The following is a 25,046-nucleotide window of genomic DNA, read 5'->3' as shown; positions in this document are numbered from 1 at the left end:
GTCTTCCGGCCAGGCGTCCGGGTTGCGTTCGCCCACGCCCCACTTGCCGGTCTGCTCCTTCTCCGCGAACAGCTCGAACCAGTGGCCCGTCGGCGAGTCGAAACGCACGCGCTCGCCGCAGCCGTCGAGCTCGCCGGCGGGGATCGTCTCCACCTGGCAGCCGTGGGCAATGAGGTCCTGCTTGCGCGCCGCCAGCGTCGCCGCGTCCGTCACCTTGAAGCCCATGAAGTCCATGCCCGGCTCGTCGGCTTCGCGCAGCACCACCGAGAAGGCATCGACTTCCGTCCAGCCCTTGAAGTAGTGGCGGCCTTCGCCGTCCGTGTGGGTGTGGATGAGACCGAGCCGGTCGCGGTAGTGAGTTACCGCCGCCTCCATGTCCAGGACGCGGATCTGCACGTGACCCGGACGCATGACGCCTTTCTGCATGGGTTTATCCCCCTTGTCGTTTCGCTATGGTGGATGAGCGGGTGATCGGGTTGGCCGCCGACAGGTCCACCTCGATCTCCAGGTCGCTCTCGGGAAAGACACGGCAGGCGAGGACCGTGCCGGCCGCCTCGTCCGCCTCGCTGATGTGCTTGCGACTCATGCGCCCGGTACGGAACTGCCCGGCGCGCACGCGGATCCGGCACACGCCGCAGCCGCCACCGCGGCAGCCGACGGGTATGGCCGCCAGCAGGGCCGGCGCCACGCCGACCCGCTGCAGTGCCTGCAGGAGGTTCTCCTCAACCCCGCAGGAAAACGCCAGGCCCTCGGGCGCGAGCGTGATCCTGTGGCGCGTGTCCATGGGCTAGATCCGCTTGAACAGCGCGCTGCGCGTGCCACCCTCGGCACCGTCGGCGGCCGTCAGGAAGCGCTCCATGTAGATATCGCGCTCGAACAGGCGGCCGCGCATGAGGGCGGTGATCGCCGCGTCGATCATCGGCGGCGGCCCGCAGAGGTAGGCCTTGTGGCCGCCGAACTGCCCATCAAAGTGCGTATTCGCTGCCTCGTGGACATAGCCGATGAAGCCGGTCCAGCTATCGGGATCTTCCGGGGCATCGAGCGCCGGCACGTAGGTGAAGTTGTCGTGCTCGGCAGCGAGCGCCTCGAACAGCTCCCGGTTGTAGAGCTCTGCCAGGTTGCGCGCGCCCTGGAACAGCGTAATATTGCGCGTGTCGCCGTGCTCGAGGAGATCGAGAACCATGGACTGGGGGCTGGACAGGCCGGAGCCGCCGGCAATGAAGATCAGGTCCTCGCTCGCCGACTTGCGCACGAAGAACTGCCCATAGGGCCCGGACAGTGGCAGGGTCTGCCCCTCCGCAAGCTGCTCGTGAATGTAGCTGGTCGCGGCGCCGCCCGGAACGTGACGGACGTGCAGCTCCACCACCTCGTTATCCGATGGCTTGTTGGCGATGGAAAACGCCCGCGCGCCATCCACTCCGGGTAGCTGCAGGTTGATGTACTGCCCGGCCTGGAACGCCATGGGCCGGTCCAGGCGAAGGCGCAGGCCCTTGATGGTCGGCGAGAGATCGGTGATGGACTCCACGGTCGCCTCGTAGTCCTCCACCGGGTAGCCTAGGAAGTCCGGGTCGACATCGATATCCGCCTCGATGACCAGGTCGCTCTGCGGCAGGGCACAGCAGGCGAGCACCTTGCCTTCCTCGCGCTCCACGTCCATGAGGGCGAAGGGCGACGCGTCCCCCGGGTCGGCCTCGCCCTCGAGAATCTGCACCTTGCAGGTACCGCAGGTGCCATGCCCGCAGGCGAAGGGCAACCAGACACCTTGGCGCAGGCTGGCGTCCAGAAGGGTCTGACCCTCCTCGACCTCGACCACGTCGCCGGTCGGTTCAATGGTGACCTCATACATGGCCCGACCCTCCTGCCACGCTTGCCGCTCTCATCAGCTGTGGGACCCGCCGATGCCCTCGAGCCCCGGCGTCTGCATGCGGATGATGGACTTGTGATCGACGCCCTGCGCCTCCAGCGTCGCCTCCCGGTCCGGCGTAAACGGTTCGCCGTTGAGGAGCCAGGACACCTGCCCCCAGTCGATCCTGGCGAAATCCGGGTGCTGCGAATAAGCGCCGGCGATCATCTCGTCCTGCAGCTTGCCGAAGGTCGTGTCCGGCGGCATCGCAAAGGCGATCGGGGAGCAGAACATGAGGTGCCGGTCCCAGCCGATGTAGACGACGATATTGCCGTGGAAATTCTCCACCCGGTCCAGCCGCTCGCCGGTGTAATCCGGCGTGATTGCTGCTACTGCCATGGTCAGTTACTCCTTGTTTGCTGCTCAGCCGGCCTTCTTCAGCCGATCTTCGGCGGACTGCAGGTTGTGCCACTCGTTCCAGCGCGCTTCGTCCGGCGAGCCGTGGAAGTCGAGGTTGTCCCTGCCCATGTTGATCCGGTAGTACTCGCTGAGGACCTTCTCGATATCCGCGCCGCCGCAGTTGCCCTGGTAGATTTGGTGCACCGGCAGCCAGGACTGCACGTACTTCTCCGGCTCGTGGTCGAAGATGTCCTTGCAGCCATCGGAGCAGAAGTTGTAGCGCTCGCCCTTGTAGACCGACTGGCGGTAGGCGATAAGTGACGGGTCGTCCATTTCCGTGAAGCCCATGGGAATCTGGCAGGTGTTGCAGAGCATGGGCAGCGTCGGGTTGTAGAAACGCTCACCGGCCTGCTCCTTTTCACGCCAGTGCTCGAAGCGCGGGCGGTAGAACTTGTCGAAGGTGTCCGGGTACTTCTCGGACAGCCAGTCCATTTCCTTCTCGCCGGGCATCCAGGTGTGGAAGGCGGCAGCGTGGCCGTAGTTATAGAAGATGCTCCAGGCCTGGTGCGAGATGTGGTCCTTCTCGGCGATGGCCGTGGCCGCGTACTTCGGCATCTCGATCCCGTAGCGGGCCAGGTCCTTGAACAGCGCACCGCCGGCCTCCTCGAAGTACACCTCCCAGGCCTCCTTCCAGGACATGACGCGGTTCGGCAGCATGTAGTCCATCATCATCGCGACGATGGCCAGCAGGCGGGTGCCGCGCCAGAACCACTTGTCGATCCAGCGCTGGACGATGGGCACGTTGTCCGGGTGCTGCTCGAGGAGGAACTTGATCACCTCCAGCCCGAGCGTCATGTGTCGGGCCTCGTCGGACTGCGCGGAGAAGCCGAAGGTCACCGTGGCCATGTCGCCGTTGTAGGCGGCACCGGACATGAAGGGCACGAAGAGCAGGTTGGTCAGCACGTACTCGAAGGAGAAGCTGATCGCCACCATGAACTCGAAGGGCCCGGCGCTGCGCGCGTCATCGAAGAAAGACTTCGGCACCGACAGGTACCAGACGCGGTCGTGCATGTGCGAGAAGTCCTGGAAGCCGTCGAAGAACTTGTTGTAGTGGCTCATCGCGTGCACCTGGGTCTGCACGTGACGCAGTTCATCGATGGACTGCATCTGGCAGGCGGTACGCGCGCCGACGCCACTGAACTGGCGGCCTACATGGGCGTAGCCGGAGTAGGCCTGGTACTCGAGCGGGGAAACGCCGGTCAGGAAGACCTTGATGGCGTTGACATAGCGGGCGTCGGTGACGTTCTGCTGGCCGTTGTTCTGGGCGAAGGCGTCGAAGATGGCGTAAAGCTTCTTTTCTTTTTCCGCCTGGTACTTCCAGTAGGCATCCATGGTCAAGCGGAAAGGATCTTCCCACTTGCTCCAGTCGGTAATCTTGATGCCCTCGAAGTCTTCATAGGGGAAGATTTCCTTCTTGTCGCGGTAGCTGTACTCCCAGTCGAGATCGCGGGTGAGCAGGCTGTAGCGCTCCTTGAGGTTCAGTTTCCTTGCGGCCATGTCAGTCGCTCCGTGTTATCTGTTAATTCCAGCTCAGGGTGAATTCGTCGTCGGTCTCATCGACGTTGCCGCCGATAGTGACCAGGTTCACGTGCAGGGACTGCAGGTCCCAGTCGCGGCCCATTTTTTCCTCGACCGTTTCCCGCTTGAGCACGAGCCGGTCCTCGTTCTCGATGCGGATCATCGCCGGTTGGTAGTCGACGGTGACGTCGGGGTTGTCCTCTTCCAGCGCCTCCACGAGATAGTGCGCCTCCTCGTTGTCCTGCAGTGCCATGTAGACTTTCGACATTGTCTTTACTCCCTTAGAGGCCGGCCTTGGCCAGGCGCTTGTTGAGGACTTCCGCACTTGCGTTGATGGCGTCGGGGCCTACGGCCTCCGCCGCCAGTGGACCGAGGGCGGCCAGGGCCTGCTGCTTCCAGTCACTCACCCAGGCGGCGATCTGCTCGCGGTTGGCGTCGGACTCGGCAACGGCGATCTTGATCACCGTATCCACCCAGCGTGAGGTCTCCTTGTGCCACTCCTGCATGAACTCGATGAGCATCGCGAGGTCGCCGGCACCGGCATCGGTCATCGTCTCGTCGAACTGGCGGTAGAAGATGTCGTAGACGAGCGTATCGAGAACGACGTCCTGGGCGACGAAGACCTCGAACCAGTCCTTCTGGGCGAGCACATCCTCGACATAGCGCCGCAGGTCCTGCCAGAGCGGGTCTTCCATCCAGCTGGTCTTGGCCGCTTTCAGCGTGTCGCCGCTGTTGCCGTCCAGGATGAGGCCGATGCGCGAGAGGTACTGCGCGATGCCCAGCCGGTCCATGCCGTTGTAGAGGAAGGCCTGGGTCAGCACCGTGCCGATGCCGTAGGCAGAGCCGAAGACGTTGTTCATGTTCGCGCCCATCTCCAGGTGGCGCAGGGGCAGCAGGCAGCGAACGATTTTTTCCCGGGCCGCCCCAGGCAGGCGGCTGGCGAGGTCTCGGCGGATGAAGAAAGCGTAATTGCTCTCGGTGATCTCCTGCAGCTTCGCCCGCGCCTGCACGTAGCTGCCGTAGTAGTACTGCCGGGGGTCGCGGAAGGCGTACCAGTCTTCCATGTCGATCGCCGTGCGGCCGGGATCGTTGAGCTCCCGCTCGGGGTCCCAGAGCGGCCGGTAGTGGAAGTTGGTGGTCGGGGCGAGATCGTAGCTGGCTTCCTGGTAGCGGGAAGCCGGCTTGTCGCCGAAGCGGCGCTCGATGTGCGCGAAGGTGTTGCGGATCGGCTGAATCGTCGAGGTCTTGATTTCAATGGTCATGGGACACCTGCTCGTTACGGAATGGGTTGAGCCCCGGGGCGGTTGCGCTACTCGTCAGCGGCCCCGCGAAGATCGCCGTAGCGCCATTTCTCCATGTCCGCATCCACGGCCGCAGCCTCCTCCTCGGACATGAAGACGACGCCGTTACGCTCGCAGAAGATGTCGAAGGCGCCTTTCGGAAGCACCAGCTCGACGTACAGGGAGGGATCGCCGATGGCGAAATCGAACTCGATGAAGCCGCTCGCCGTTTCACCGCGAACGCGGACATAGCGGGTGAGGCGCTCGAAGCTATCGGCGGTCGGCGCCGGGCCGACGGCTTTCAACTCTGTCATGGTTATCTCTTTGTTAGCTATGACACTGTCATCCCTCAGGGTGCAGGGGCCATGCCAACAAAGCAGAAAATCGAGATTTTTTAGCTAGTTATAAATTTTTTTGCGCTGGGGGTATGCCGGAGCGGGTAGCAACTTTCATGAAATGGTGAATTCTTGAGGTCACGAGGTTCATGATTTCATGAATTCTCGGCGTCCTGGCGTTTTTTCAGCCGGTAGTCGAGCTGCGCGCGCGTCAGTCCCAGCAGCCGGGCCGCCCCGCTGACCTTGTTGCCCGACCGTGCCATGGCCGCGTCGATGAGCTGCTGCTCCACCGCTTCGAGGGGGTGGCCGGCGTCGATGGCTCCGGCCACGAGCTCGGACAGGGGGCGCTGCTCCGGCGCGTCGCCTTCTTCGTCCTGCTGACCGCGGAAACCGGGAAAGAGGTGGGCCGCCTCGATCTGGCCACCGGGATCCGTAAGAATCACGCCGCGCTCGATCACGTTGGCCAGCTCGCGGATGTTCCCCGGCCAGTCGTACTCACGCAGCAGCGTCATGGCGCGGTCCGTCACCGACAGGCCGGTCTTGCCGTGCAGCGTGCCGTACTTGTCGAGGAAGTGGCTGATGAGATCGGGCAGGTCCTCGATGCGCTCGCGCAGCGGCGGCACGGTCGTGGAGTAGACATTGAGGCGGTAGAGCAGATCCTGGCGGAAGCGCCCCTCGCGCACGGCCTCGTCAAGATCCTCGTTGGTGGCGGCAATGAGCCGGACGTCCACCGTCTTTACCTCGGAGCCGCCAACCCGCTCCAGTTCGCCCTCCTGCAGCACACGCAGCAGGGCCGCTTGCGCATGCAGCGACAGCTCGCCCACCTCGTCAAGGAACAGCGTACCGGTATCGGCCCGCTCGAAGCGCCCGGCCCGGGTCTTCTCGGCGCCGGTGAAGGCGCCGCGCTCGACACCGAAAAGCTCTGCCTCGATCAGGTCCCGGGGAATGGCAGCACAGTTGACGGCGACGAAAGGTTTGTCGGCCCGGTCGCTGGCCTCGTGCAGCGCGCGCGCGAACATGTCCTTGCCGACCCCGGTCTCGCCGAGGAGCAGCACGGTGACCTTGCTCCGGGCCGCCCGCGACAGCAGGTCGCGGACCTCGAGGAAGCGGGGGGAGGAGCCAATCAGCTGGCCGAAGTGTTCTTCGGCATCGACCCGGGAGCGCAGCTCCGCCATTTGCTCCTGCAGTTCGAAGAGCTGGTCGGCGATCCGGTCCGGCTGGTAGTGCCGGAAGGCCTCCTCGGCATCCTCCCAGTCCTCGACCAGGCGGCCTTCGATGCGGCAGGTTTCATGGCCACAGGCCGTGCAGCAGGTTTCCTTGAAGTAGATCTGCCGCCCCATGAACTGCGTGGTGAAGCCGCTGGCATAGCCGAGCTGGGCCCAACACACGGGCTCAAAGCCGGCGCCGAACTCGCTCAGGAAGATCTCCGCCTCGAAGGAGTTTTCCCAGTCGAAGATGGCGTGAAAGTAGTTTTCCTGCTCGTTCCAGTCCAGCTTCTGCGGGATGACCTTCACCTGGCCGGTGACCATGTGCGACTGCGGCCCCACGGAGAAAACGTCGAAGAGAGAGGCATCCGGGCGCAGGCGACGCGCGCGCTCGGCGTCCATTTTCCCGGAGATATAGCCCATGCGCGTAAGCAGGCCCTTGGCGCGCTGCATGCCCAGGGCGTCGATGAGCTCCCGGCGCAGACCCCGAAGCTCGTTGGAACGGAGCAGGACGACCCGCTCCTCGTCGAGCCAGATACGGCCCTCCTGCGCCTCGAAGCGAAGCAGGTTCCAGATATCCTGCATCTCGGGCAGGCAGGGGCCATCGTCCTTTGCGGGCGGCGAGCTCATCGTGGGAGCCTCTCGTTATCCTGCAGCGCGCACAATGCGAGTGATTGATAGGACCACAGCGACCCGGACGGTTCAAGCGGCTTAGGTTCCGGGCAGAGCTCGTGCTAAAAAGGGGCCGCTTGAGCATACAGGAGAGCCACCCGTGGCCACCGACAATCCGGAGATCGGCCAGCGCATCACCACTGGCAACGTCGAAACCAATTTCCACGACCGCGGCACGGGGCGGCCCGTGCTGCTCCTGCACGGTTCCGGGCCGGGCGTTTCCGCCTGGGCAAACTGGCGGCTGGTGATCGAGGGGCTGGCTCCACAAATGCGCCTGCTGGCACCGGATCTCGCCGGCTTCGGTTATAGCGCCGTACCGGCGGATTATCGCTTCAGCCGCGAGGGCTGGCTCGCGCAGCTGGTCGGCTTTCTCGACGCCCTCGGCCTGGACAGGGTCGACGTCGTCGGCAACTCTTTCGGCGGGTCCATGGCTCTCGCCATGGCGATCGGGCATCCCGAGCGGGTGCGCCGGCTGGTGCTCATGGGCAGCGTCGGCGTACCCTTCGAGCTGACGCCCGGGCTGGACGCCGTCTGGGGCTATACGCCCTCGCTCGAGGGCATGCGTGAGCTCATAGGCATCTTCGCCTTCGACCAGTCGCGCATCACCGATGAGCTGGTCGCCCTTCGCCACGCGGCGAGCACCCGCCCCGGGGTACAGGATGCCTACCGCCGCATGTTTCCGGCGCCGAGGCAGCGCTGGGTCGACGCCATGGCGCACGACGAGGCAGCCGTGCGCGGTATCCGCCAGCCGACCCTGCTCATCCACGGCCGCGACGACCGCGTTATCCCCCTGGAGACCTCGCTGACACTGCTGCGGTGGATTGACGACGCACAGCTGCATGTCTTCGGCCGCTGCGGACACTGGACGCAGATCGAGCACGCCGCAGCGTTCCAGCGCCTGCTCAGGGACTTCCTGGATGCCGACCATGCCGACGGATAAACCCGCCGCGGACTCGGTGACTTTATCACCGACCTATGCCGCCCGCATGCGCCATGCTTCGCCAACACATGCTGCGGCAACACCGGTAAGCACCGGAAGGAGAACGCTATGCAACGCAATGAAGGCACCATCGATCGCGCCGTGCGGGTTATCGCCGGTCTCGGCATCCTGTCCCTCGCCTTTGTCGGCCCGCAGACCCCCGCGGGCTGGCTGGGCCTGGTCCCGCTGGTCACCGGGGTCGTCGGCGTCTGCCCCGCGTACAGCCTGGTCGGCATCCGCACCTGCCCGGCACCGCGAGAGCAGTAAACACCTGCCGGGGCGGCCGTGAGCGCCGCGCCCCGGCACATTCCCGCGGGCACGGTGCTGTTCCGGGCCGGCGACCCCTGCCGCGGCTTCGTGCTGCTCCGGGAGGGATCGCTACGCGTCACCCTCACCGCGGCCAATGGTCGCGAAGTGGTCCTCTACCGGGTCACGCCGGGAGAGCTGTGCCTGCAGACCTACTCCTGCCTGGTGCAGGGGCGGGATTACTCGGCGCGCGGCGTGGCCGAAACGGATCTTCTCGCCGAGATCATCCCCGCGGCAGACTTTCACCGCGCCATGGGTGCCGACGAGTGCTTTCGCATCCGGGTTTTCGAGGCCGTTGCACGACGGTTTGCGGATTTCGAACGGCTGGTGGAAGACATCGCCCTGACCGGCTTTCCCGCCCGCCTCGCGCGCGCCCTCCTGCGGCTGGCCGGGCACGATGACACGGTTAATGCCACCCATGCGCAGCTCGCCGCAGAAACCGGCTCCGGCCGCGCTGTGGTCAGCCGCCAGCTCGCGCGCTTCGCCGCGCAGGGCCTGGTGCGCCCAGACCGTGGCAGCGTAACCATCCTCGACCGCGCTGCCCTGGTCAGGACAGCCGCCGAGCCCGGCGCCTGAAGCGGGCATCGCTGCGCGCGCCAGGCGCACCGCCCCGGCAAACGGCTTGCCGGCCTGAAAGTCCGGCGCCTTCACCTGGATGTTCTTCGCCATGGGTTACCCGGAGATTCCCGGTGAACTGCACGGTTACGGCACGGTGATCGGCACCGGCAACGCGGTCATGGAGTGGGACCTGGTCAAGGCAGGCCTCGCCCGCGCGGCCTGACGGAGTAACCCGCATGACCGTAGTCGCTGCCTTTCTCGTTCCCGGCTCGCCCCTGCCCCAGGTACGGCGCGACAACCCGCCCTGGGGCGCTCTCGCAGACGCCATGGACGCCGCCGGGCGGGCCCTCGCCGAAGCCGCGCCGGACACCATCGTCGTCTATTCAACCCAGTGGATCGCAGTGCTGGACCAGTTGTGGCAGGCCCGGCCGCACCTGAAGGACGTGCACGTCGACGAGAACTGGCACGAATACGGCGAGCTGCCCTTCGACATCACAATCGACACGGCGCTGGCGGAAGCGGCCATTTCGGCGACCAACGCGGCCGGGATCAAGTCCAAGGGCGTGGACTACGGTAAGGTTCCCATCGACACAGGCACCATCGTCGCCTCGAACTTTCTCAACGCCGACAAGAAGCGCCCGCTGGTCATCACCTCGAACAACGTCTATCACGACTGGACCCTGACCGTGACCCTCGGGCGCATCGCGGCGGCAGCTTCTCCGGTGCCAAGGTCCACGGCTACGGTCCTCTCTACGGCGCCGGCGGCGCCGAGGTCGACGCCATGGGCACCGTTGCGCTGGACATCCGGGTGCAGACCCGCGCCGTAATCGAGAACATCCGCGACATCCTGCGGGAAGTGAACGCGGAGCTCGATGACATCGTCGAAATCACGACCTTCCTGGTCAACATGAACGACTTCGGTGGCTACAACGCAGTCTACAGCGAGTTCTTCGACTACGCCGGGCCGGCGCGTACCACCGTCGCCGTGCACCAGCTGCCCCACCCCCAGCTGCTCATCGAGATCAAGGCGGTCGCCTACCTGCCGGCCCAGGCCTAGTCCGGCTCCACCACCACCGTGCGTACGGCGCGATCCTTCATTGCCGTCACGGTAAAGCGGTAGCCGGCGACGAGGGCGTTGTCCCCCTCGCGGGGCAGGCGCCGCAGGCGGCTGATGAGCAGGCCGCCGATGGTGTTGACCCCGGGCTCCTCGAGCGGGATGCCGATCAACTCGCCGACGTCGGCAAGCAGGGCACGGCCATCGATGCTGAAGCTCTCCGGGCCCAGCCGCTCGATCCGCGGCCGGCGGGTCACCGGGTGCTCGGCGATGCGGTGATTGAGCTGCGCCACCTCGCCGACCACCTGCTCCAGGATGTCCTCCAGAGTGATCATGCCAATGGCCGACCCGAACTCGTCGACCACGATCGCCATGTGATCGTCGCGGCCCTGCAGGCTGCCGACGATCTCGTCCACCAGCTGGTCCTTGACCACGTAATGCACCGGCTTGCAGAGCGCGTCGAGGGGCCGCTGCGGCAGCGCCGGGTCCATGAGGTCCCACAGGTCGAGGCTGACGGCGCCGGCGATCTGCCCGGGTTCGTCCACGTAGACCGGCAGGCGGAAGTAACCGTGGCAGCGCGCGATCTCGATGGCTTCCTCGGTCGTGTCGCGGCGGCTGACCATGATCACCTCGCCGATGGGCACCATGACCTCGCCGGCGGTGATGCTGGCGAAGCGCACCGCCCGCAGCAGCCGGTCGCGGTCGAAGACGTCGACGTTCGCCGCCTGCTCCGCGCCCTCGAGCATCAGCCGCACCTGCTCCCGCGTGGTGAACAGGCCCTGCCGCGGCGGCGTGACGCCGGTGAGCCGCACGGCAAGGCGCGCGAGGCCCGAGAAAACCAGCACCACCGGGTAGAACAGGAGCGAGAACAGGCGCAGGGGGTAGATAAGGCGCGGTGCCAGCGCATCGGCGCTCTGCTGGTAGACGCTCTTGGGCACGATCTCGCCGAAAATGAGCGTCAGCGGCGTGAGCAGCAGCAGCGCCGCCACCTCCGCGAACCCGCCGAAGACCCGGCTCAGCAACAGTGTACCCAGCGTGGTGAAGGCCACCAGCGAGACGTTGGTGCCGACCAGGGTGGTGCCTAGCAGCACTTCCGGGTGCTGGAACATCCGCAGCACGTGCTGCGCGCCGCGGCGCCCGCTGGCGGCGAGGTGCCGCAGCTTGAGCTTGTCGGCATTGACCAGGGCGATCTCCGAGCCCGAGAAGAAGCCCTGCAGCAGCAGCAGGATCACCATGCACAGGAGGATGGCCGCGCTCTCACCCGTCATCGCCGCCCTCCTCGCCGGCGCTGCCCGGCTCCGCCGTCGGCGCCTCGTAGCCGGGTGGCTCGATGCGGACCCGGGCGATGCGCAGTCCGTCCATGGCGATGATGCGCACGGTCACCCCGTCGACGCGCACGATGTCGCCGACCTCCGGGCGCCGGTCGAGGCGCTTCAGCAGCAGGCCGGCAACGGTGGTCACGCGCTTTTCTGCAAGCTCGATACGAACAAGACTGCAGAACCTGCCGAGCTTGAGCGCGCCGTCCGCCTCCCAGGCGCCATCGCCGGTGTCGATCACCGCCTGGTCCGCCGCCGCCTGCCGGGGTGCGCGACCAAAGACGAAGTCGATCACGTCGCCCAGGGTGACCAGGCCCTCGACGCCGCCGAACTCGTCGACGACCACCGCCGCGTGGGTTTCCTGCGCCAGGAAGTAGGCGAAGAGCTCATCGACCTTCTTCGTCGGTGGCACCGCCGCGACCGGGTGCAGCAGGTCCGCAAGGGAAAGCTCTGCCGGGTCAACGCCGTCGAGCAGCTGGTTGGCCAGGTCCTCGGCATGGAGCATGCCCACGACGTTGTCGTGCGCGCCGCGGTAAACCGGGAGCCGCCGGTGCCGCAGCCGACGCATTTCCTCGACGATCTCCGCCATCGCAAGGTCGCCGTCGACGAAGTCCACCCGCGTCCGCGGCCGCATGATTTCGAGGACTTCCGTCGAACCGGCGGCGAGGATGTTGTCGATGAGCTCTCGCTCCATGGCGTGCAGCTCGCCACTCTCGACCACTTCCTCGACCAGGGTGCGGAACTCGTCGACCCGCAGGATGTTCTCCGGCGCCCGCTCCGCACCGACGAGCAGCGTGGTGATCCGCTCGGACAGCAGGCGCACGAGCCAGCGCAGCGGCGCCACGAGCCGCACCCAGGTCTTCATGGGGCGCGCGCTGATGCGGGTGCTCACCAGCGATGGGTTGGTCACGGCGATTGTCTTCGGCGTGACTTCGCCGAAGAGCAGCAGCAGCGGCACCATGATGAGCAAGTTCACCACGATCACCACGTCGGGCGGATACAGTGCCAGGAGAATGGAGGCCATGTTCGCCGTAGCGGCAACGTTGATCAGCTCGTTGCCGCAGAGAATGGAAATGATGAGCCGGCGCGGCTGGTCGAGAAGCTCATGGATCGTATCGGCGCTGCCGTGGCCGCCGTGCCGGAGCTCCTGCAGCTGGAGGCGGGACAGGGAGAAAAGCGCCGTCTCGGCGCTGGAGAAAAACGCCGATGCGGCAAGCAGCAGAACCATGAGCACGAGGCGGACGACCATGTCCGGGGCCGCGAGCAGCGCCGGGTCGAAGGCCAGGAACTCGCCGAGGGCGGCGAGGGGGACCGAGAAGGCGGCGGCGAGCCTATCCACGCCCGCAGGACACGGCCCGCTCAGGCTCGCTGGAAATCATACAGCGAACCGGTGCCGAGGAGCTGCGTCAGCGCGTCGAGCGCCGTGTAGGTTTCGTCGAGGAGCGCGGGATCGGCCAGCTCCGCCGGCGTGAGCACGTCCCGGTAGTGGCGGTCGACCCAGTCGCAGAGCGTCGCGTAACGCGCCTCGTCGAGGACGAAGGCCGGGTTCACCGCGGCCCGCTCGGCGGGCGTCAGTACCACCCGCAGCCGCAGGCAGGCGGGGCCGCCGCCGTTGTCCATGCTCTGGCGCACATCCACGAACTCCAGGTGCGCGATGGAATTGTCGCCGTCGCGCACCGCCTCCAGCGCTGCCAGCACCCGCGGGTTCTCGCGGCTCTCCTCGGGCAGCACCAGCGTCATGCCCTCGCGGCCCGGGATGTCCACGAGCTGGGAATTGAACAGGTAGCTGCCCACCGCATCCTCGAGAGAGACCTCTGCCGCGGGTACCGTGACCACCTCGAAGGCGGGTACCACGGCGCGCAGCGCCTCGGCGACCGCCGCCGGCTCCGCCAGCGCCTGCTCGTGGCTGAACAGCACGTGCCGGTTGGCCACGGAGACGACGTCGTTATGGAAGGCACCGGCGTCGATGGCCACCGGGTTCTGCCGGGCGAAGACCACGCGCGCCGGGTTCAGGCCGTGGGCGCGCGCGACGGCGGCCGAGGCCTCCAGGGCCTGGCGCGCCGGGTGCCGCGTCGGCCCCGCCTCGTCACCGCCCGCGCGGCCGTAGACGAACAGCGCCGCACCGGCCTCGCCGTGGGCGCTGCACAGGCGGCCGTAGTTGGCGGCGCCCTCGTCGCCGAAACGGCTGCCCGCCGGTACCGGCGGGTGGTGCGCGAAATGCGCCTCGTCGGCGAAGATCGCGCGCAGGGCACGGCCGGTGAAGGCCGGCTCGATGGCCCGGTGCGCCATGCTGGCGAGGTTCGCCGGGGTGAAGTGGACGCGGCCGTCGGCACAGTCGGCACTGGGTGACACGGTGGCTGCGTTCGCCGCCCACATGGGCGAGGCGGAGCAGGCGATGGCCAGCAGCGCCGGGGCGTCTTTCGCCGCCCGGGCCAGCACCTCCGCCGGCCTGCCGCTGAAGCCGAAGGCGTGCAGCGTCGGCAGGTGCGGCCGCTCGTGCGGCGGCAGGAAGCCCTGCACCAGGCCCAGGTCGTGCAGGCGCTTCATCTTCGCCAGCCCCTGGCGCGCCGCGGCCCGCGGGTGCGAGGACTTCTGCGCGTGCTTCGCCGAGGCGAGATTGCCGGGGGATAGCCCCGCGTAGTTGTGCGTATTGCCGACGATGCCGTCGAAATTGGACTCGATCGCCGCTGCAGTGCCGTCCTGCTGCTGTGCCATGCTCAGAGTTCCGTGTACCAGAGTGCTTCGCCCGGCCCGACGGGCAGGACCTCAATCGCTTCGGCCGGCAGCCTCAGCCCGCCGTCGGCTTCCAGGGCGGGCACGAGGCAGGCCGTAAAGCGGTCGATGGACCCGGCGGCAACCAGTGTGGGCAGCGCCGCCGCGTCGTCCTCCAGTGGCCCCGCCAGGGTCCCGCGGCGGGTGGCGGCCACCGTGGCGAGGTTGTCGATCTCCGCGTCCACGCTTGGCGCCGCGTCGAAAATGTCGACGTGCCCCTGCCAGCGGAAGCCCTCGCGCTCCAGCAGCTCCAGCGCTGGCTCGCCGGCACTGTTCACCCGTCCGATCACCGCCTGCGCATCGGCCGGGAGCAGGTTCACGTAGACCGGCTGCGTCGGCATGAGCTCCGCGATGAACTGGTTGCCATGCAGGGCGCCGAAGACGTCCGCCTCGGCGAATTCCATCTCGAAGAAATGCCGGCCCACGGCCTCCCAGAAAGGTGAGCGGCCGCCGTCCTCGTAGTGCCCGCGCAGGTCGGCCATCACTTCCTTCGGAAAGCGCTGGCGGTGCGCGGCCATGAGCAGGTAGCGGCTGCGGGCGAGGAGCTTGCCGTTGCCGTCCCTGCGGTAGGCCGGGGACAGGAACAGGGTGGCGACCTCGGCAAAGCCCTCGAAGTGGTTGGAAAGGTTGAGGGTGGCGACCGTGACCTTCTTGTCGAGCACCCGGGACTTGTGGGTGACCTTGTTCAGCTTGTAGGAGTAGAAGGGCTCGACCTCGCCCAGGCTGGCGATCACGCTGGCGGTACCCACCACCGCGCCGGTCGCGGTGTCCTCCATGACCAGCATGTAGACCTCGTTGCCGGGCTTTTCCACGGCCTTCGCCACGCTGGTGCTGGACAGTTCGATCTTCGCAGCGAGTGCGTCCCGGTCCGGCGGCAGCGTCGTCATGCCCGGGTAGGCTTCCCGGGCGAGGTCGTACAGGCTGTCGAGATCGTCCTCGCGGACGGGACGGACGATGATCATGGTGTGACCCGGTTCGATGAGGGCGCACAGCATACACCGGCGGCGCCGGCCTGGGCCATGGCGCCCCCGTGCAGCCCGCCTGTCGCAGGCGCCTGCGACACTATGCCACACGGAAAGCATTCCGGTTCTCTATATACTCCTTCGCCTTTCCAATCCGAATCGAAGTCAGCCAGTCATGCAACCATCCCCCCCGTCCAGCCGCACACTCGTCGCGAGCAGCCTCGCCGCCTTTCTCTCTGCGGGCGCGCTCTCCGCCAGCACCGCCTCCGGCGCGGAAACGACCCCCGGCGATGACCTCCCGAATATCATCGTCATCGGCGTCCGCGAGGCGCCGCTGGGGCAGGATGTACTCGACCTGGACCAGGAAAACGGCGCGCCCGCCGCCGATGGCGCCGAGCTGCTGCGCTCCGTCAATGGCCTCAGCCTCGGCCGCTTCGGCGGCCGCGGACTCGAGCCCACGCTGCGCGGCCAGAGCCAGTCGCGCATCAACGTGCTCCTCGACGGCGCCTACCTGCATGGCGGCTGCCCGAACCGCATGGACCCGCCCACCTCCTTCGCCTCGGTGAATACCTACGAACGCATCGTCGTGCTCAAGGGTGTGCAGACGCTGCGCTACGGCGGCGGCGGCAGCGGCGGCACGCTGCTCTTCGAGCGCGAGAACGAGCCGGGCAAGGCGGGCTTCAGCGGCGGCCTGCGCGCGGGCACCACCAGCAACGGCCTGGAGCGGGACATCGCCGCAGAGCTCGCCTGGTCCGGGGAACCCGGCTACCTGCGCCTGAACATCGAGGACCGCTCCGCGGACAACTACGAGGACGGTGGCGGTGACGAAGTGCGCTCCGCCTATGCCGAGGACTCGATCTACCTCGCCGGCGGCCTGCGCTTCCGTGACCAGGACCGGCTGGAGCTCGCGCTGGAGCGTACCGAGACCACGGACGCGCTGTTCCCGGGTGCCGGCATGGACGCACCGGAGGATACCAGCGACCAGGTGCGCCTGCGCTACCGCGCGTACGACCTCGCCGGCCTCGACGAACTGTCCGTGGAACTCTACCGCACCGACGTCGAGCACCTCATGGACAACTACAGCAACCGCCCGCTCACCATGCCCATGGCGCTGCGCGTCCCGTCCCGCTCGGACACAACCGGTGCGCGCATCGTTGGCGAGTTCACCACCGGCAGCGATGTCGAGTGGACGGTAGGCCTCGACTACCAGCGCAACGAGCGCAGCGCGACCCGCTTCATGGGTCCGACCACCGACAACGTGCAGATGGTGCAGAGCTACCTCTGGCCGGACGCCAGCCTCGAGCAGGCCGGCGCCTTCGCGGAGGTCCGCTGGGCCCTGAGCGCCGGGCGCAGCCTGAAGGCCGGGCTGCGCTATGACCGGGTCAGCGCCGATGCCGACGCCGTCGATGCCGACCCGCCGTCGCCCATGCTGCCGGGGCCCAACGGGCTCTACGCGCAGTACTACGGCGTGACCCATGACGACGAGATCAACGAGAACAACTGGGGCGGGCTGCTGCGCTTCGAGCAGCGCGTGGGCGAGCACTGGACCGGCTTTGCCGGGCTCAGCCAGACGGTCCGTACCGCCGATGCCTCCGAGCGCTTCCTGGCCGCCGCCAACCCCAACCCGATGATGCGCTGGGTCGGCAACCCGGGCCTCGACCCGGAGACCCACCGCCAGGCCGATGCCGGCCTCGTATTCCAGGCCGGCGACCACCGGCTGGACGGCGTCGTCTACTACGACGACGTGAGCGACTACATCCTCCGCGACCGCGCCCACGGCCAGGGCGATGTGCTTCAGGATGACAATGCCTCCGTCTACCGCAACGTCGACGCAACGCTCTACGGCGTGGAAGGCAGCTGGACCTGGGCCGTAGGCGGCGGCTGGGAAGCCTCCGCGAGCCTCGCCTGGGTGCGCGCCGAGAACACCAGCGAGAACCGGGACATCGCCCAGACCCCGCCGCTGAACGGCAGCGTCAACCTCGACTACGACGCCAGCCGCTGGCGCGCCGGCGCCAGCCTGCGCTGGGCCGCGGAGCAGGACCGGGTGGAAGCCAACCCCATGGTCAACAGCGGTCTCGATGCCGGGGAAACGCCGAACTGGGCCGTGCTCGACCTCTACGCCAGCATGAGCCTCGGCAGCTTCGGCGACCTGCGCGCCGGGGTCGACAACCTCTTCGACCGCCGCTACGCCGAGCACCTGAACCGGAGCAACCTCGATCCCTTCAACCCGGAGGCGATCCGCGTAAACGAGCCGGGCCGGGTGCTCTGGGCCCGCTACGAGTACCGCTTCTGAGGGGCTGGCCCCCCGGTTGCGTGCCGCCCCCGGTCAGTCGCAGCTGCGCTCCGCCGGGGGGGTATTCAGGAGTTCCTCGAGGAGCACGGGGCGATCCGTCATGATCGCGTCGATCCCCAGCGCCATCATGCGCAGCATCTCCTCGCAGCTGTTCACGGTCCACACCTGCACGGCGAGGTTGACGGCGTGCGCATCGGCGACGAAGTCCTCGGTGACTACCTCGAGTTGAAAATCATCGGGTATCTGGCTGATCTGGCTCGTGTCCGGGGGCACCTGGAAGGCCACGTGTTCCGGCACCGGCGGGATGATGCCGTCGCCGAGGCCCGCGAGCACCAGCCCCGTGCCCTGGTCCAGGGGCACGGAGGTGTGGATGCAGGGAGCGGCTTCCTTGAAGCGGTTGGCGGCGGCGTCCACGAAGGACGCGGCGATCACGTCATCGACGCGGCCGAAGCGGAGCAGTTCGTCGGCGATGAGCCGCTCGTAGTCGCCCTCGCCATCCAGGTCCGGCTTCAGCTCGACGTTGATGAGATAGGGGGCGAAGCGCTCCAGCGCCTCGCGCAGCGTCGGCACCTGGAAGTCGGCGCGCGAGTAGCCCGGCGGCGGCGGCCTGTCGCCGGTGGCGATGCCGCGGTAGACATAATCGCTCTCCGGCCGGCCATGGGGCGTACCCTCGCCGGGCACAAACCAGTAGGCGGCATCCAGCGCCTTGAGCTCCGCCAGGGTCAGGTCGACCACGTTGCCGGTGCCGTCGGTGGTACGGTCCACGTCCAGGTCGTGAATGATGACGAGCTCGTTGTCCGCCGTCTGGTAGACGTCCATCTCGAGCACGTCCGCCCCCAGCGCCGCGACCTCGCCGTAGGCAAAGAGCGTGTTCTCCGGGAAATCGATCACGCCGCCGCGGTGGGCGTAGTTGAGGGGGTCGGCACCCGGCGCGACGCGCCAGCGATTGGGGTCCGATTTCGTATAGGGTGCGCTGCAGTCGACGTCGTCGTTGGCGATAGTCCCGAGGACCGTCGTCGCCGTGGGCGCGGCATTGGCCGTGGTGCCGACGCGCAGGTGGAAGGTCTCCGCCGGTTCCGGCTCGGCGTCACCGAGCAGTTCGACCTCGATAGCCGTTTCCAGGTCGCCGGCGGCAATCACCGCCTCGCCGCTGGCGTCGTAGTAGTCCTCTCCCGGCGTGGCTGTCCCCGCTTCGGTGCGCCAGTTCACCACCACGTCCCGGGGCTGCGTTTCCACCAGCGCCACCTTGAAGGACAGGGTGCGCAACTCGCCGGGCAGGCCCTCCGGCGCCGCCGTTGGAAACACGGTGAGGAAGGATGGCGGGGGCGGCTCGATGAGCAGGGTGTCGCCATCGGAGCACGCGGCGAGCAGGGCAACGGCGGCGAACAGGGGGCGGACAGAAGGGATCATGGCGCTGCTTCGTTCTTGTTAAGCCGCACGCAGCATACCGTGCGGTCATGACGACGTCATGACTGCGCAGCCCTCCCGTTCAGCGATCAGCGATCGAAGAGGCCCGACCCCGTATCGTCGTTGCCCGGAAGAGGCAGGGTCCCCAGGTCAGACTCCCCGGTGAGGTAGCCGCGCAGCCGGTCCGCGACCTCGGCCGCCGTCATGCCGTAGGCAAACTTGGTGATGAACTCGCCATCCGTGCCCAGCAGGTAAAGGCTGCCGGTATGGTCCACGGTGTAGTCCTCGCCATCGGCGGTGGGCATAAAGCGGTACTGGGCCCGAAACAGCTCGACGGTCCGTTTCGTGGCCTCTGCGCTGCCGCGCAGGCCCATGATCCGCGGATCAAAGAAGCCGAGGTATTCCTTCATCTGTTCCGGCGTGTCGCGCGCCGGGTCCACGGAAATGAAGATCGGCTGCACGCCGTCGGCAAGGTCCCCGAGCAGCTTCATGGCCCGGGTCATGACTGACAGCGTGGTGGGACAGACGTCCGGGCAGGACGTGAAACCGAAGAACACCAGCTGCAGCCTGCCCGGGAAATCCTGGTTGGTGATCGTGCGCCCGTACTGGTCCGAGAGCATGTAGCGCGGCAGCACCCTTGGCGGAAAGCGATCCACCTCGGGTTCCGGGGGGAAGTCCATCGCCGGGGCCGCCGCGGTGTCGCTGCCGCTGCTGCAGCCTGCCAGCGCCGCGAAGTTGTCCCTCATGAGTTTTCTGTACAGACCGGGGCCGGCCTCGAGGCGCTGGCCGAAGACATCCAGGGGCACCACGCGCACGTCGAGGCCACTGACAAGGAGTTCAAGATTGGCCGCCGGCAGGGCGCGGTCCGTGAACAGGCAGGGCTTGTCCGTGTCGGCAAGCGCCCGGCGCAGCGACAGGAGCGCCTCCCCGGCGCCGGCATCGCTGGCGTAGCCGGTAAAGGTGCCGGCGACATTCATGGCATAGGCCTGGGCAAAGTACTGGTGCGTGTCGTGATAGAAGAACATGGGCGCACCGCTCACGGCGCGGTATTCGAACTCGAGCGAACGGTCGAGGTCGCCGAGGGCGTCGGCGAGCTCGCGCCAGTTGCGCTCGTAGCTGGCCCGGTGCGCTGGGTCCAGCTCGACCAGGCGGCGGCCGAGCTCGTCGAGCAGCAGGAGCATGTTGCGGCTGTCGAGCCAGAAGAACGGGTCGCGGCGGGTCTCATCGCGGCGGTCCGGCAGGATCTTGAGGCGCGGAGTGGCAAGCGCCTCGTAGACCGGTACCGCATCCTCCAGCGCGGCGATAGCCGGTGCCAGCGCCGGCTCCAGTTCGGGACCCGCCCAGAGGAAGAGGTCGGCCTCCGCGAGCGCCTCGCGGTCGGCAGCGGAGGGCTCGCGGATGCGCGGATCGCCGCCGGCCGGGAACAGGAGCACTGGCTCGGCAACGCCGGCGAGCAACCCGGCGGCAATCGCGTGCATGGGCCGACCACTGACTACGACCCGCGGCGCCTCGGCGGCCAGTGCGGGCTGCTCCCCCGCCAGTAACAGCAGGACCACCGCGGCCAGGCGGCGCAGCACACAAGACGTCTTCACAGGCTAACCCTCCCCGGCAAAGCTGGCCGCCAGCGCCTCGATGCGTGCATCCACCCGGCCGGCGAAAACCGCCGGCGCCGGGCACCTACCGCCCTCGCTGCGGAAGCGCAGGAAACCGTCGTTGGTGGCCTTGTCGAAGTCGGCGCCGAAGACCCGCTCCTGCGGGGCATGGGCGATCACCGCCTGCTTCATGCGGCGCACCTCGTCGAGATAGCGGCAGGCGAGCGCCTGGCCGTTGAGCAGGCCCAGTTCCGACACGACCCGGCGCTGCGCCGCGAGGTCCTGCGCCTGGACGGCGCCGGCAGTGACAGTCGCAGCAGCAAGGAGCAGCAAAACCAGCGCCCTCATACCAGGTCCCCCCGCCGGAAGACGCGGTAGCCGACGAGGGCCGCCAGCGTGCCGAAGGCCACCGGGTAGGCGAGCGCGAAGACCATGTAGCCGACGCGGCCGAAGGTATCGAGGATCAGGTAGGCGGCCGGCCCGAGCATCACCAGCTGCGGGTCGAAGAGGAGCATGGTGCCGGTGCGGAACACCTGCATCGGGTTCACCAGGGCGATGGCCACGGCCTGCTCCGGCGGCAGCTGCTCCTGGATGAGCGCGCCGAGGAGGATAAGGTCGAGGAACAGCAGCAGTAGCAGCCAGACCAGGAAGGCCGCGCCCTGGGCGACGTCCACGGAGCGCGCCAGCGAGGAAATCAGGATGCCGATGCCGAGGAAGCACCAGGCCAGCGCCACGAGCAGGCCCGTGTAATAGGCAAACAGGCCCCAGGGAATGGCGGCCCCGCGCAGCGCCCCCCAGGCAATGGCCAACACCATGGCGAGGAACACCGGCGTGAACACCACCACGAAACGCCCGAGCAGCTTGCCCCAGTACCAGGCCGCCAGCGGCACCGGGAAGGACAGCAGGTACTCGAAGACGCCGGCCTCGCGGTCACCGGCGAGGGAGCGCACGGTGGTGATCAGCACGAAGATCGGCAGGATCGCCATGGACAGCTGGATGTAGGTCAGCATGAGCCGCGACAGGCCGGTAAAGCCCATGACCCGCGACTCGGTGAGGCCAAGCACGAACAGGAGCACCACCAGCCCGCCGAAGACCAGGGTGTAGACGACAAACCAGCGTGCACGCAGGGACTCGAGGATGTCCGTCCAGGCGGTAAGGGCCAGCATTCTCATCCGGCGTCGTCTTCCCCGGTGCGGGTCCCGCCCATGGCGCCGTGGTGGTGGTGCCCGCCGGCGCCTTCAGGGCCCCGGGCGCTGTCGAGATTGCCGCCGTGAATATTGGTCTCGCGCTCCACGCGCAGGATGTGCTCGCGTGCCGCTTTGAAATCGATGGTGTCCGGGCCGGCCGACGCCTGCGCGCTCACGCCATATTGCATCGGGGTGGGGTTGCCGAGGACGTAGTGGGCACTGAACGCGTCAAGCCAGCCGTCCGCGCGATGATCCGCCACCCACAGTTCCACCGCGTCGTCGGCAAGGCCCGCGTCTTCGAGCCAGACCACGGCACAGCCGAGGTCATCGAACCGGTGCACCGCGTCGCGCCCCTTGGCACCGAGAACGCGAACCTGCGCCGCGTGCCCGCGGTCCGAGAGCACCATGCCGCAGCGCGTGCACGGGTCCCGGTCCCAGGTCACCTCGACGGGTCCGGTGCCCGGGTCACCGCTGCACGCGGCGAGGAAAAGCAGGGCCATTAGCGCGGCCGCGGGGCGCCGCAGCTTGCACAGGGCTTTCATGATGTTGCTCCCTTGATGGCGCTCCCTGGAGGAGCCGTCATGGCATCGGTGTCGTTTTGCCGCCCCAGTTCCACGTGTTCGAGCAGGCCGGCGTAGCGCGAGAGCACGCCGAGGAAACGCAACCGGTCTGCACCGGCAATGGTTCCCTGCCAGCGCAGGCCGCCACCCGCGTCCGTGAAGCCCCAGGGCGCCAGGGCGTTGGCGAAGGCGGCCTCGGGGCGGACCAGGCGCAGCTCGCAGGCGAGGCGGACGCCGAGATCGACGTCGTCGGCTACGCGATCGTCGAGCACGACGCTGCCCTGGTCCAACTCGAGCACGCGGTTCACCAGCGGCGCGACCTCGTCGAGGCGGTGGCTGGAGATGAGCATGGCCGCATCGTCCTGGCGGGCGGCGAGGAGCTCGAAGAACACCGCCCGGGCCTCCGGGTCGAGGTTCGCGGCGGGCTCGTCCATGACGAGGAGGTCGACATCCCGGCCGAGCGCCGCCGCGATGAGCAGCTTCTGTTTCTGCCCGCCGGACAGGCGGACGAAGGGCTGATGGCGGAAACGGTCAGGTTCGAAGCCAAGGCGTCCCGCGACAGCCTTGATACGCTGCGAATCGGCGCCGCTCACCGCGGCCACGTAGCGCACGAGCTGCTCCACGGGCATGCGCAGGGGCGGCGGCAGCTGCGGTACGAAGCCGATGCGGCCGAGCACCGCCGTGCGCTCTCGCTGCGGGTCCCGGCCGGCCACGGCCACGCTGCCGCTGTAGTGATACTCGCCGAGGAGGCAGCGGATGAGCGTGGTCTTGCCGGCACCGTTGGAGCCGATCAGCGCCACGCGCTCACCGCGCGCCACCTCGAGGTCCAGGCCCTGCAACACGGTGCGCCGGCCCAGACGCTTGCGTAGCTGCCGGACAGCGATCATCGGGGTCGTTTCAGTCAAGTTTCTTCGACCCGGCGAATTCGAAGTTGAGGGAGTTGGTCGGGCACACATCCACGCACAGGCCACAGCGCGTGCAGTCCGCGCCCAGGGGTACGTCGATATCCGTGGATCGGTTGCGGATCGTTACATCCAGCACGTGCGGTACCAGGCACACCTTGCGGCAGTCGCCCTCGTGCTTGCAGTCGACCATGTTGTAGCTGACGCGCACCGGCGACATGCTGCCGACGATGCCGTAGGTGAGGCCGATGGGGCAGACGTAGCGACACCAGGCGCGCTGGGACACGAAGATCTCGAACAGCAGCAGAAACAGGACCCAGAGCAGGGCCAGCGTCGGCCCGTAGATGACCGCCCGGCTTAGAATGCCGGTAGGGGAGATCGTCTCGAAGACCGTGTAGCCGGTGGCGAAGGCAAGCAGGGCAAAGATCACGTAGAACACCGTGCGCACGCCGCGGTGAAAGCTGCGGCCCTTGATGAGCTTCTTGTCCACGAGCTTGAGGTGGATCTTCTCAGTGAGCTCGGCGACGAGGTGATAGGGGCAGACCCAGGAGCAGAAAGAACGCCCGCCGAGAAGCAGCCAGAGCAGGAACACCGTGGCCGTGCCGATGAGCAGGTTCAGCACCACGTGCTTGTAGGCCAGCATGATCTGCAGCGCCGCGTTCAGGTCGGCCATGTGGAAGCCGAGCACGCGCGAGGCGGTGAGCGAGCCCTCGACCAGCTGCACGTCGAGCTGGAACGACAGCACGAACAGCAGGTTCACCGCGATGAGCACGGCCCAGCGCCGGTTACGCCACTTGTGCCGCTTTGCACTTTTTTCATGCGCGGCGGCGTTGGCCTCGAGATCCTCTTTGGTCAACTTGTGCTGACGCTTCTCGTCGTAGATACGCACGACTTCCGGCGTCAGGTCCTCGCGGCTGGGCCGGCGCGGCTCGGCACCGAGAAGCTGGCGGAGGGATTCAACAAAACGGTTCATGCGCCCCCCTGAATGCTGATGACGTTGCTGGCGCTGGCCGCTTTGAGGGTGTCGGCGGTCTCGTCGATGTCGATAACGATCACCGTCGGCTCCACCGGGCAGATCATCTCGCAGACGCCGCAGCCGACGCAGCCCTCACCGATCACCGGCAGCATGCGGCCGTCGTCGTCCACTGGCTCCAGGGCGATCGCGTGCCGCGGCGGGCACTGGTTCGGATCTCCGGAGGGCGGCGCACCCTCGGCGCACTGGGCGATACGGATCTCGATCGGGCACTGGCGCACGCAGAGGTCGCAGAGCTCCAGGTCGTAGGGGTGCTCGGCCACGGGAATCGGGTTCCAGCGGTCGATCTCGTCGTAGCGCAGCGTGCCCTCGAAGTCCGGGCCCCGGGTCAGACCCGTGAAGCCCTTGCCCTGGCCGGCGAGACAGGCGTTCGGGCGGGCGACGCGGGCAAAGCCCATGCGCGTGTCCGCCGGGTAGTCGAGGTCATGGGTCAGTGCACCGGTCGGACAGGCCAGTACGCACTGCAGCCCGTCACAGGAGAAATCGCAGGCCTGCTCCCGGGCCTCGATATAGGGCACTCCCACGCCAGCGCCGTCGGTAATATCGGCGAGCCTGATCGCCTCCACCGGGCAGACCTGTACGCATTGGCCACACTTGATGCAGGCGGCGAGGAAATCGTCCTCGTCGAGCTGCGCATCCTTGAGCGCGCCCGGCGGCCGCAGCCGGTGGGTGCCGCCGCCGGCCACGGGCGCGAGGCCCGCAAGGGCGACCAGGGTGGCAGCGCCGGCCAGGGCCGTGGAGGCGATGAACTCGCGCCGCGTCTTCGCGCGCTGCCGCGGGCTCTTCGCCCGCTTGTTGCTTGTCTTGCTCATG

The 25,046-nt window shown here is 67.5% G+C and carries 28 protein-coding genes; 7 read left to right on the top strand and 21 right to left on the bottom strand.

The window, feature by feature from the left end; genetic code table 11:
* The 9 genes from RKE50_RS03290 to RKE50_RS03250 all read right to left on the bottom strand — a co-directional run.
* The coding region (locus tag RKE50_RS03290) for a VOC family protein (RefSeq protein WP_350034388.1) at nt 1–426 on the bottom strand (426 nt) is incomplete at its 3' end.
* A 4-nt stretch (nt 427–430) separates the two neighbouring features.
* Nucleotides 431–784, bottom strand: coding sequence for a 2Fe-2S iron-sulfur cluster-binding protein (locus RKE50_RS03285; RefSeq protein WP_350034387.1), 354 nt, complete (start codon nt 782–784; stop codon nt 431–433).
* A gap of 3 nt (nt 785–787) precedes the next feature.
* Nucleotides 788–1,846: an NADH:ubiquinone reductase (Na(+)-transporting) subunit F gene (locus tag RKE50_RS03280; protein WP_350034386.1), complete on the bottom strand. Its 1,059-nt coding sequence runs from the start codon at nt 1,844–1,846 to the stop codon at nt 788–790.
* A gap of 33 nt (nt 1,847–1,879) precedes the next feature.
* Nucleotides 1,880–2,242, bottom strand: coding sequence for a phenol hydroxylase subunit P4 (locus RKE50_RS03275; RefSeq protein ID WP_350034385.1), 363 nt, complete (start codon nt 2,240–2,242; stop codon nt 1,880–1,882).
* Between the two features lie 24 nt (nt 2,243–2,266).
* Nucleotides 2,267–3,799: an aromatic/alkene/methane monooxygenase hydroxylase/oxygenase subunit alpha gene (locus tag RKE50_RS03270; protein WP_350034384.1), complete on the bottom strand. Its 1,533-nt coding sequence runs from the start codon at nt 3,797–3,799 to the stop codon at nt 2,267–2,269.
* 22 nt (nt 3,800–3,821) lie between these two features.
* Nucleotides 3,822–4,088 (bottom strand): MmoB/DmpM family protein, encoded by a 267-nt coding sequence (locus RKE50_RS03265; RefSeq protein ID WP_350034383.1) that lies wholly within the window; start codon nt 4,086–4,088, stop codon nt 3,822–3,824.
* A gap of 13 nt (nt 4,089–4,101) precedes the next feature.
* Nucleotides 4,102–5,082, bottom strand: a complete 981-nt coding sequence (locus RKE50_RS03260; RefSeq protein WP_350034381.1) for an aromatic/alkene monooxygenase hydroxylase subunit beta — start codon at nt 5,080–5,082, stop codon at nt 4,102–4,104.
* Between the two features lie 47 nt (nt 5,083–5,129).
* Nucleotides 5,130–5,414 carry a phenol hydroxylase subunit gene (locus RKE50_RS03255; protein ID WP_350034379.1) on the bottom strand — a complete coding sequence of 95 codons (285 nt, stop codon included), beginning with the start codon at nt 5,412–5,414 and terminating at the stop codon, nt 5,130–5,132.
* A gap of 176 nt (nt 5,415–5,590) precedes the next feature.
* The gene (locus RKE50_RS03250) at nt 5,591–7,270 is read right to left on the bottom strand and encodes a sigma 54-interacting transcriptional regulator (protein ID WP_350034378.1); all 1,680 of its coding nucleotides are present in this window, start codon (nt 7,268–7,270) and stop codon (nt 5,591–5,593) included.
* A gap of 142 nt (nt 7,271–7,412) precedes the next feature.
* On the opposite strand from RKE50_RS03250, the gene RKE50_RS03245 reads away from it, so the two are divergent.
* The 6 genes from RKE50_RS03245 (at nt 7,413) to RKE50_RS03220 (ending at nt 10,212) form a co-directional block, all read left to right on the top strand.
* Complete coding sequence (locus RKE50_RS03245) at nt 7,413–8,252, top strand: alpha/beta fold hydrolase (RefSeq protein ID WP_350034376.1); 840 nt, start codon at nt 7,413–7,415, stop codon at nt 8,250–8,252.
* Between the two features lie 108 nt (nt 8,253–8,360).
* A complete protein-coding gene (locus tag RKE50_RS03240; protein WP_350034374.1) occupies nt 8,361–8,558 on the top strand; it encodes a YgaP family membrane protein in 198 nt (65 codons plus the stop codon).
* An 18-nt stretch (nt 8,559–8,576) separates the two neighbouring features.
* The gene (locus tag RKE50_RS03235; RefSeq protein WP_350034372.1) at nt 8,577–9,173 is read left to right on the top strand and encodes a Crp/Fnr family transcriptional regulator; all 597 of its coding nucleotides are present in this window, start codon (nt 8,577–8,579) and stop codon (nt 9,171–9,173) included.
* A gap of 79 nt (nt 9,174–9,252) precedes the next feature.
* A complete protein-coding gene (locus RKE50_RS03230; protein ID WP_502937862.1) occupies nt 9,253–9,378 on the top strand; it encodes a hypothetical protein in 126 nt (41 codons plus the stop codon).
* Between the two features lie 13 nt (nt 9,379–9,391).
* Complete coding sequence (locus RKE50_RS03225; protein ID WP_350034371.1) at nt 9,392–9,982, top strand: DODA-type extradiol aromatic ring-opening family dioxygenase; 591 nt, start codon at nt 9,392–9,394, stop codon at nt 9,980–9,982.
* Nucleotides 9,937–10,212 carry a RidA family protein gene (locus RKE50_RS03220; protein ID WP_350034369.1) on the top strand — a complete coding sequence of 92 codons (276 nt, stop codon included), beginning with the start codon at nt 9,937–9,939 and terminating at the stop codon, nt 10,210–10,212. Before RKE50_RS03225 ends, RKE50_RS03220 begins: the two co-directional genes overlap by 46 nt.
* On the opposite strand, the gene RKE50_RS03215 is transcribed toward RKE50_RS03220, so the two are convergent.
* Genes RKE50_RS03215 through RKE50_RS03200 form a run of 4 tightly spaced genes read right to left on the bottom strand, consistent with a single transcriptional unit; the run spans nt 10,209 to nt 15,259 of the window.
* Nucleotides 10,209–11,477, bottom strand: coding sequence for a hemolysin family protein (locus tag RKE50_RS03215; protein WP_350034368.1), 1,269 nt, complete (start codon nt 11,475–11,477; stop codon nt 10,209–10,211). The two genes, RKE50_RS03220 and RKE50_RS03215, sit on opposite strands and share 4 nt — an antisense overlap.
* Nucleotides 11,467–12,864 (bottom strand): hemolysin family protein, encoded by a 1,398-nt coding sequence (locus tag RKE50_RS03210; RefSeq protein WP_350034366.1) that lies wholly within the window; start codon nt 12,862–12,864, stop codon nt 11,467–11,469. The genes RKE50_RS03215 and RKE50_RS03210 overlap by 11 nt, the downstream gene beginning before the upstream one ends.
* A gap of 20 nt (nt 12,865–12,884) precedes the next feature.
* A complete protein-coding gene (gene astB, locus RKE50_RS03205) occupies nt 12,885–14,240 on the bottom strand; it encodes an N-succinylarginine dihydrolase (protein WP_350034364.1) in 1,356 nt (451 codons plus the stop codon).
* A 2-nt stretch (nt 14,241–14,242) separates the two neighbouring features.
* Nucleotides 14,243–15,259 carry an arginine N-succinyltransferase gene (locus RKE50_RS03200; protein WP_350034362.1) on the bottom strand — a complete coding sequence of 339 codons (1,017 nt, stop codon included), beginning with the start codon at nt 15,257–15,259 and terminating at the stop codon, nt 14,243–14,245.
* A gap of 175 nt (nt 15,260–15,434) precedes the next feature.
* Here RKE50_RS03200 and RKE50_RS03195 point away from each other — a divergent pair, with 175 nt between their 5' ends.
* Nucleotides 15,435–17,552, top strand: a complete 2,118-nt coding sequence (locus RKE50_RS03195; RefSeq protein ID WP_350034361.1) for a TonB-dependent copper receptor — start codon at nt 15,435–15,437, stop codon at nt 17,550–17,552.
* 33 nt (nt 17,553–17,585) lie between these two features.
* On the opposite strand, the gene RKE50_RS03190 is transcribed toward RKE50_RS03195, so the two are convergent.
* The 8 genes from RKE50_RS03190 to RKE50_RS03155 form a co-directional block, all read right to left on the bottom strand.
* The gene (locus RKE50_RS03190) at nt 17,586–18,962 is read right to left on the bottom strand and encodes a glycerophosphodiester phosphodiesterase family protein (protein ID WP_350034359.1); all 1,377 of its coding nucleotides are present in this window, start codon (nt 18,960–18,962) and stop codon (nt 17,586–17,588) included.
* A gap of 86 nt (nt 18,963–19,048) precedes the next feature.
* Entirely contained in the window at nt 19,049–20,551 is a 1,503-nt protein-coding gene (locus tag RKE50_RS03185) for a metal ABC transporter solute-binding protein, Zn/Mn family (RefSeq protein WP_350034358.1), read from the bottom strand.
* 3 nt (nt 20,552–20,554) lie between these two features.
* Complete coding sequence (locus tag RKE50_RS03180; RefSeq protein ID WP_350034357.1) at nt 20,555–20,899, bottom strand: hypothetical protein; 345 nt, start codon at nt 20,897–20,899, stop codon at nt 20,555–20,557.
* Nucleotides 20,896–21,723 carry an ABC transporter permease gene (locus RKE50_RS03175; protein ID WP_350034356.1) on the bottom strand — a complete coding sequence of 276 codons (828 nt, stop codon included), beginning with the start codon at nt 21,721–21,723 and terminating at the stop codon, nt 20,896–20,898. The genes RKE50_RS03180 and RKE50_RS03175 overlap by 4 nt, the downstream gene beginning before the upstream one ends.
* Nucleotides 21,720–22,280, bottom strand: a complete 561-nt coding sequence (locus tag RKE50_RS03170; RefSeq protein WP_350034355.1) for a hypothetical protein — start codon at nt 22,278–22,280, stop codon at nt 21,720–21,722. Before RKE50_RS03170 ends, RKE50_RS03175 begins: the two co-directional genes overlap by 4 nt.
* Nucleotides 22,277–23,203: an ABC transporter ATP-binding protein gene (locus RKE50_RS03165; protein ID WP_350034353.1), complete on the bottom strand. Its 927-nt coding sequence runs from the start codon at nt 23,201–23,203 to the stop codon at nt 22,277–22,279. Before RKE50_RS03165 ends, RKE50_RS03170 begins: the two co-directional genes overlap by 4 nt.
* On the bottom strand, nt 23,196–24,173 hold the full coding sequence (locus tag RKE50_RS03160) for a NapH/MauN family ferredoxin-type protein (RefSeq protein ID WP_350034352.1): 978 nt from the start codon (nt 24,171–24,173) through the stop codon (nt 23,196–23,198). The genes RKE50_RS03165 and RKE50_RS03160 overlap by 8 nt, the downstream gene beginning before the upstream one ends.
* A complete protein-coding gene (locus tag RKE50_RS03155; protein ID WP_350034351.1) occupies nt 24,170–25,045 on the bottom strand; it encodes a 4Fe-4S dicluster domain-containing protein in 876 nt (291 codons plus the stop codon). Before RKE50_RS03155 ends, RKE50_RS03160 begins: the two co-directional genes overlap by 4 nt.
* Nucleotide 25,046: the final 1 nt, after the last annotated feature.

The sequence above is a fragment of the Pseudohaliea sp. genome, from assembly GCF_040217025.1.
GTDB lineage: Bacteria > Pseudomonadota > Gammaproteobacteria > Pseudomonadales > Halieaceae > Pseudohaliea.
Note: the sequence above shows the minus strand (reverse complement) of the source record. Positions and strands in the feature narration are given on the sequence as shown.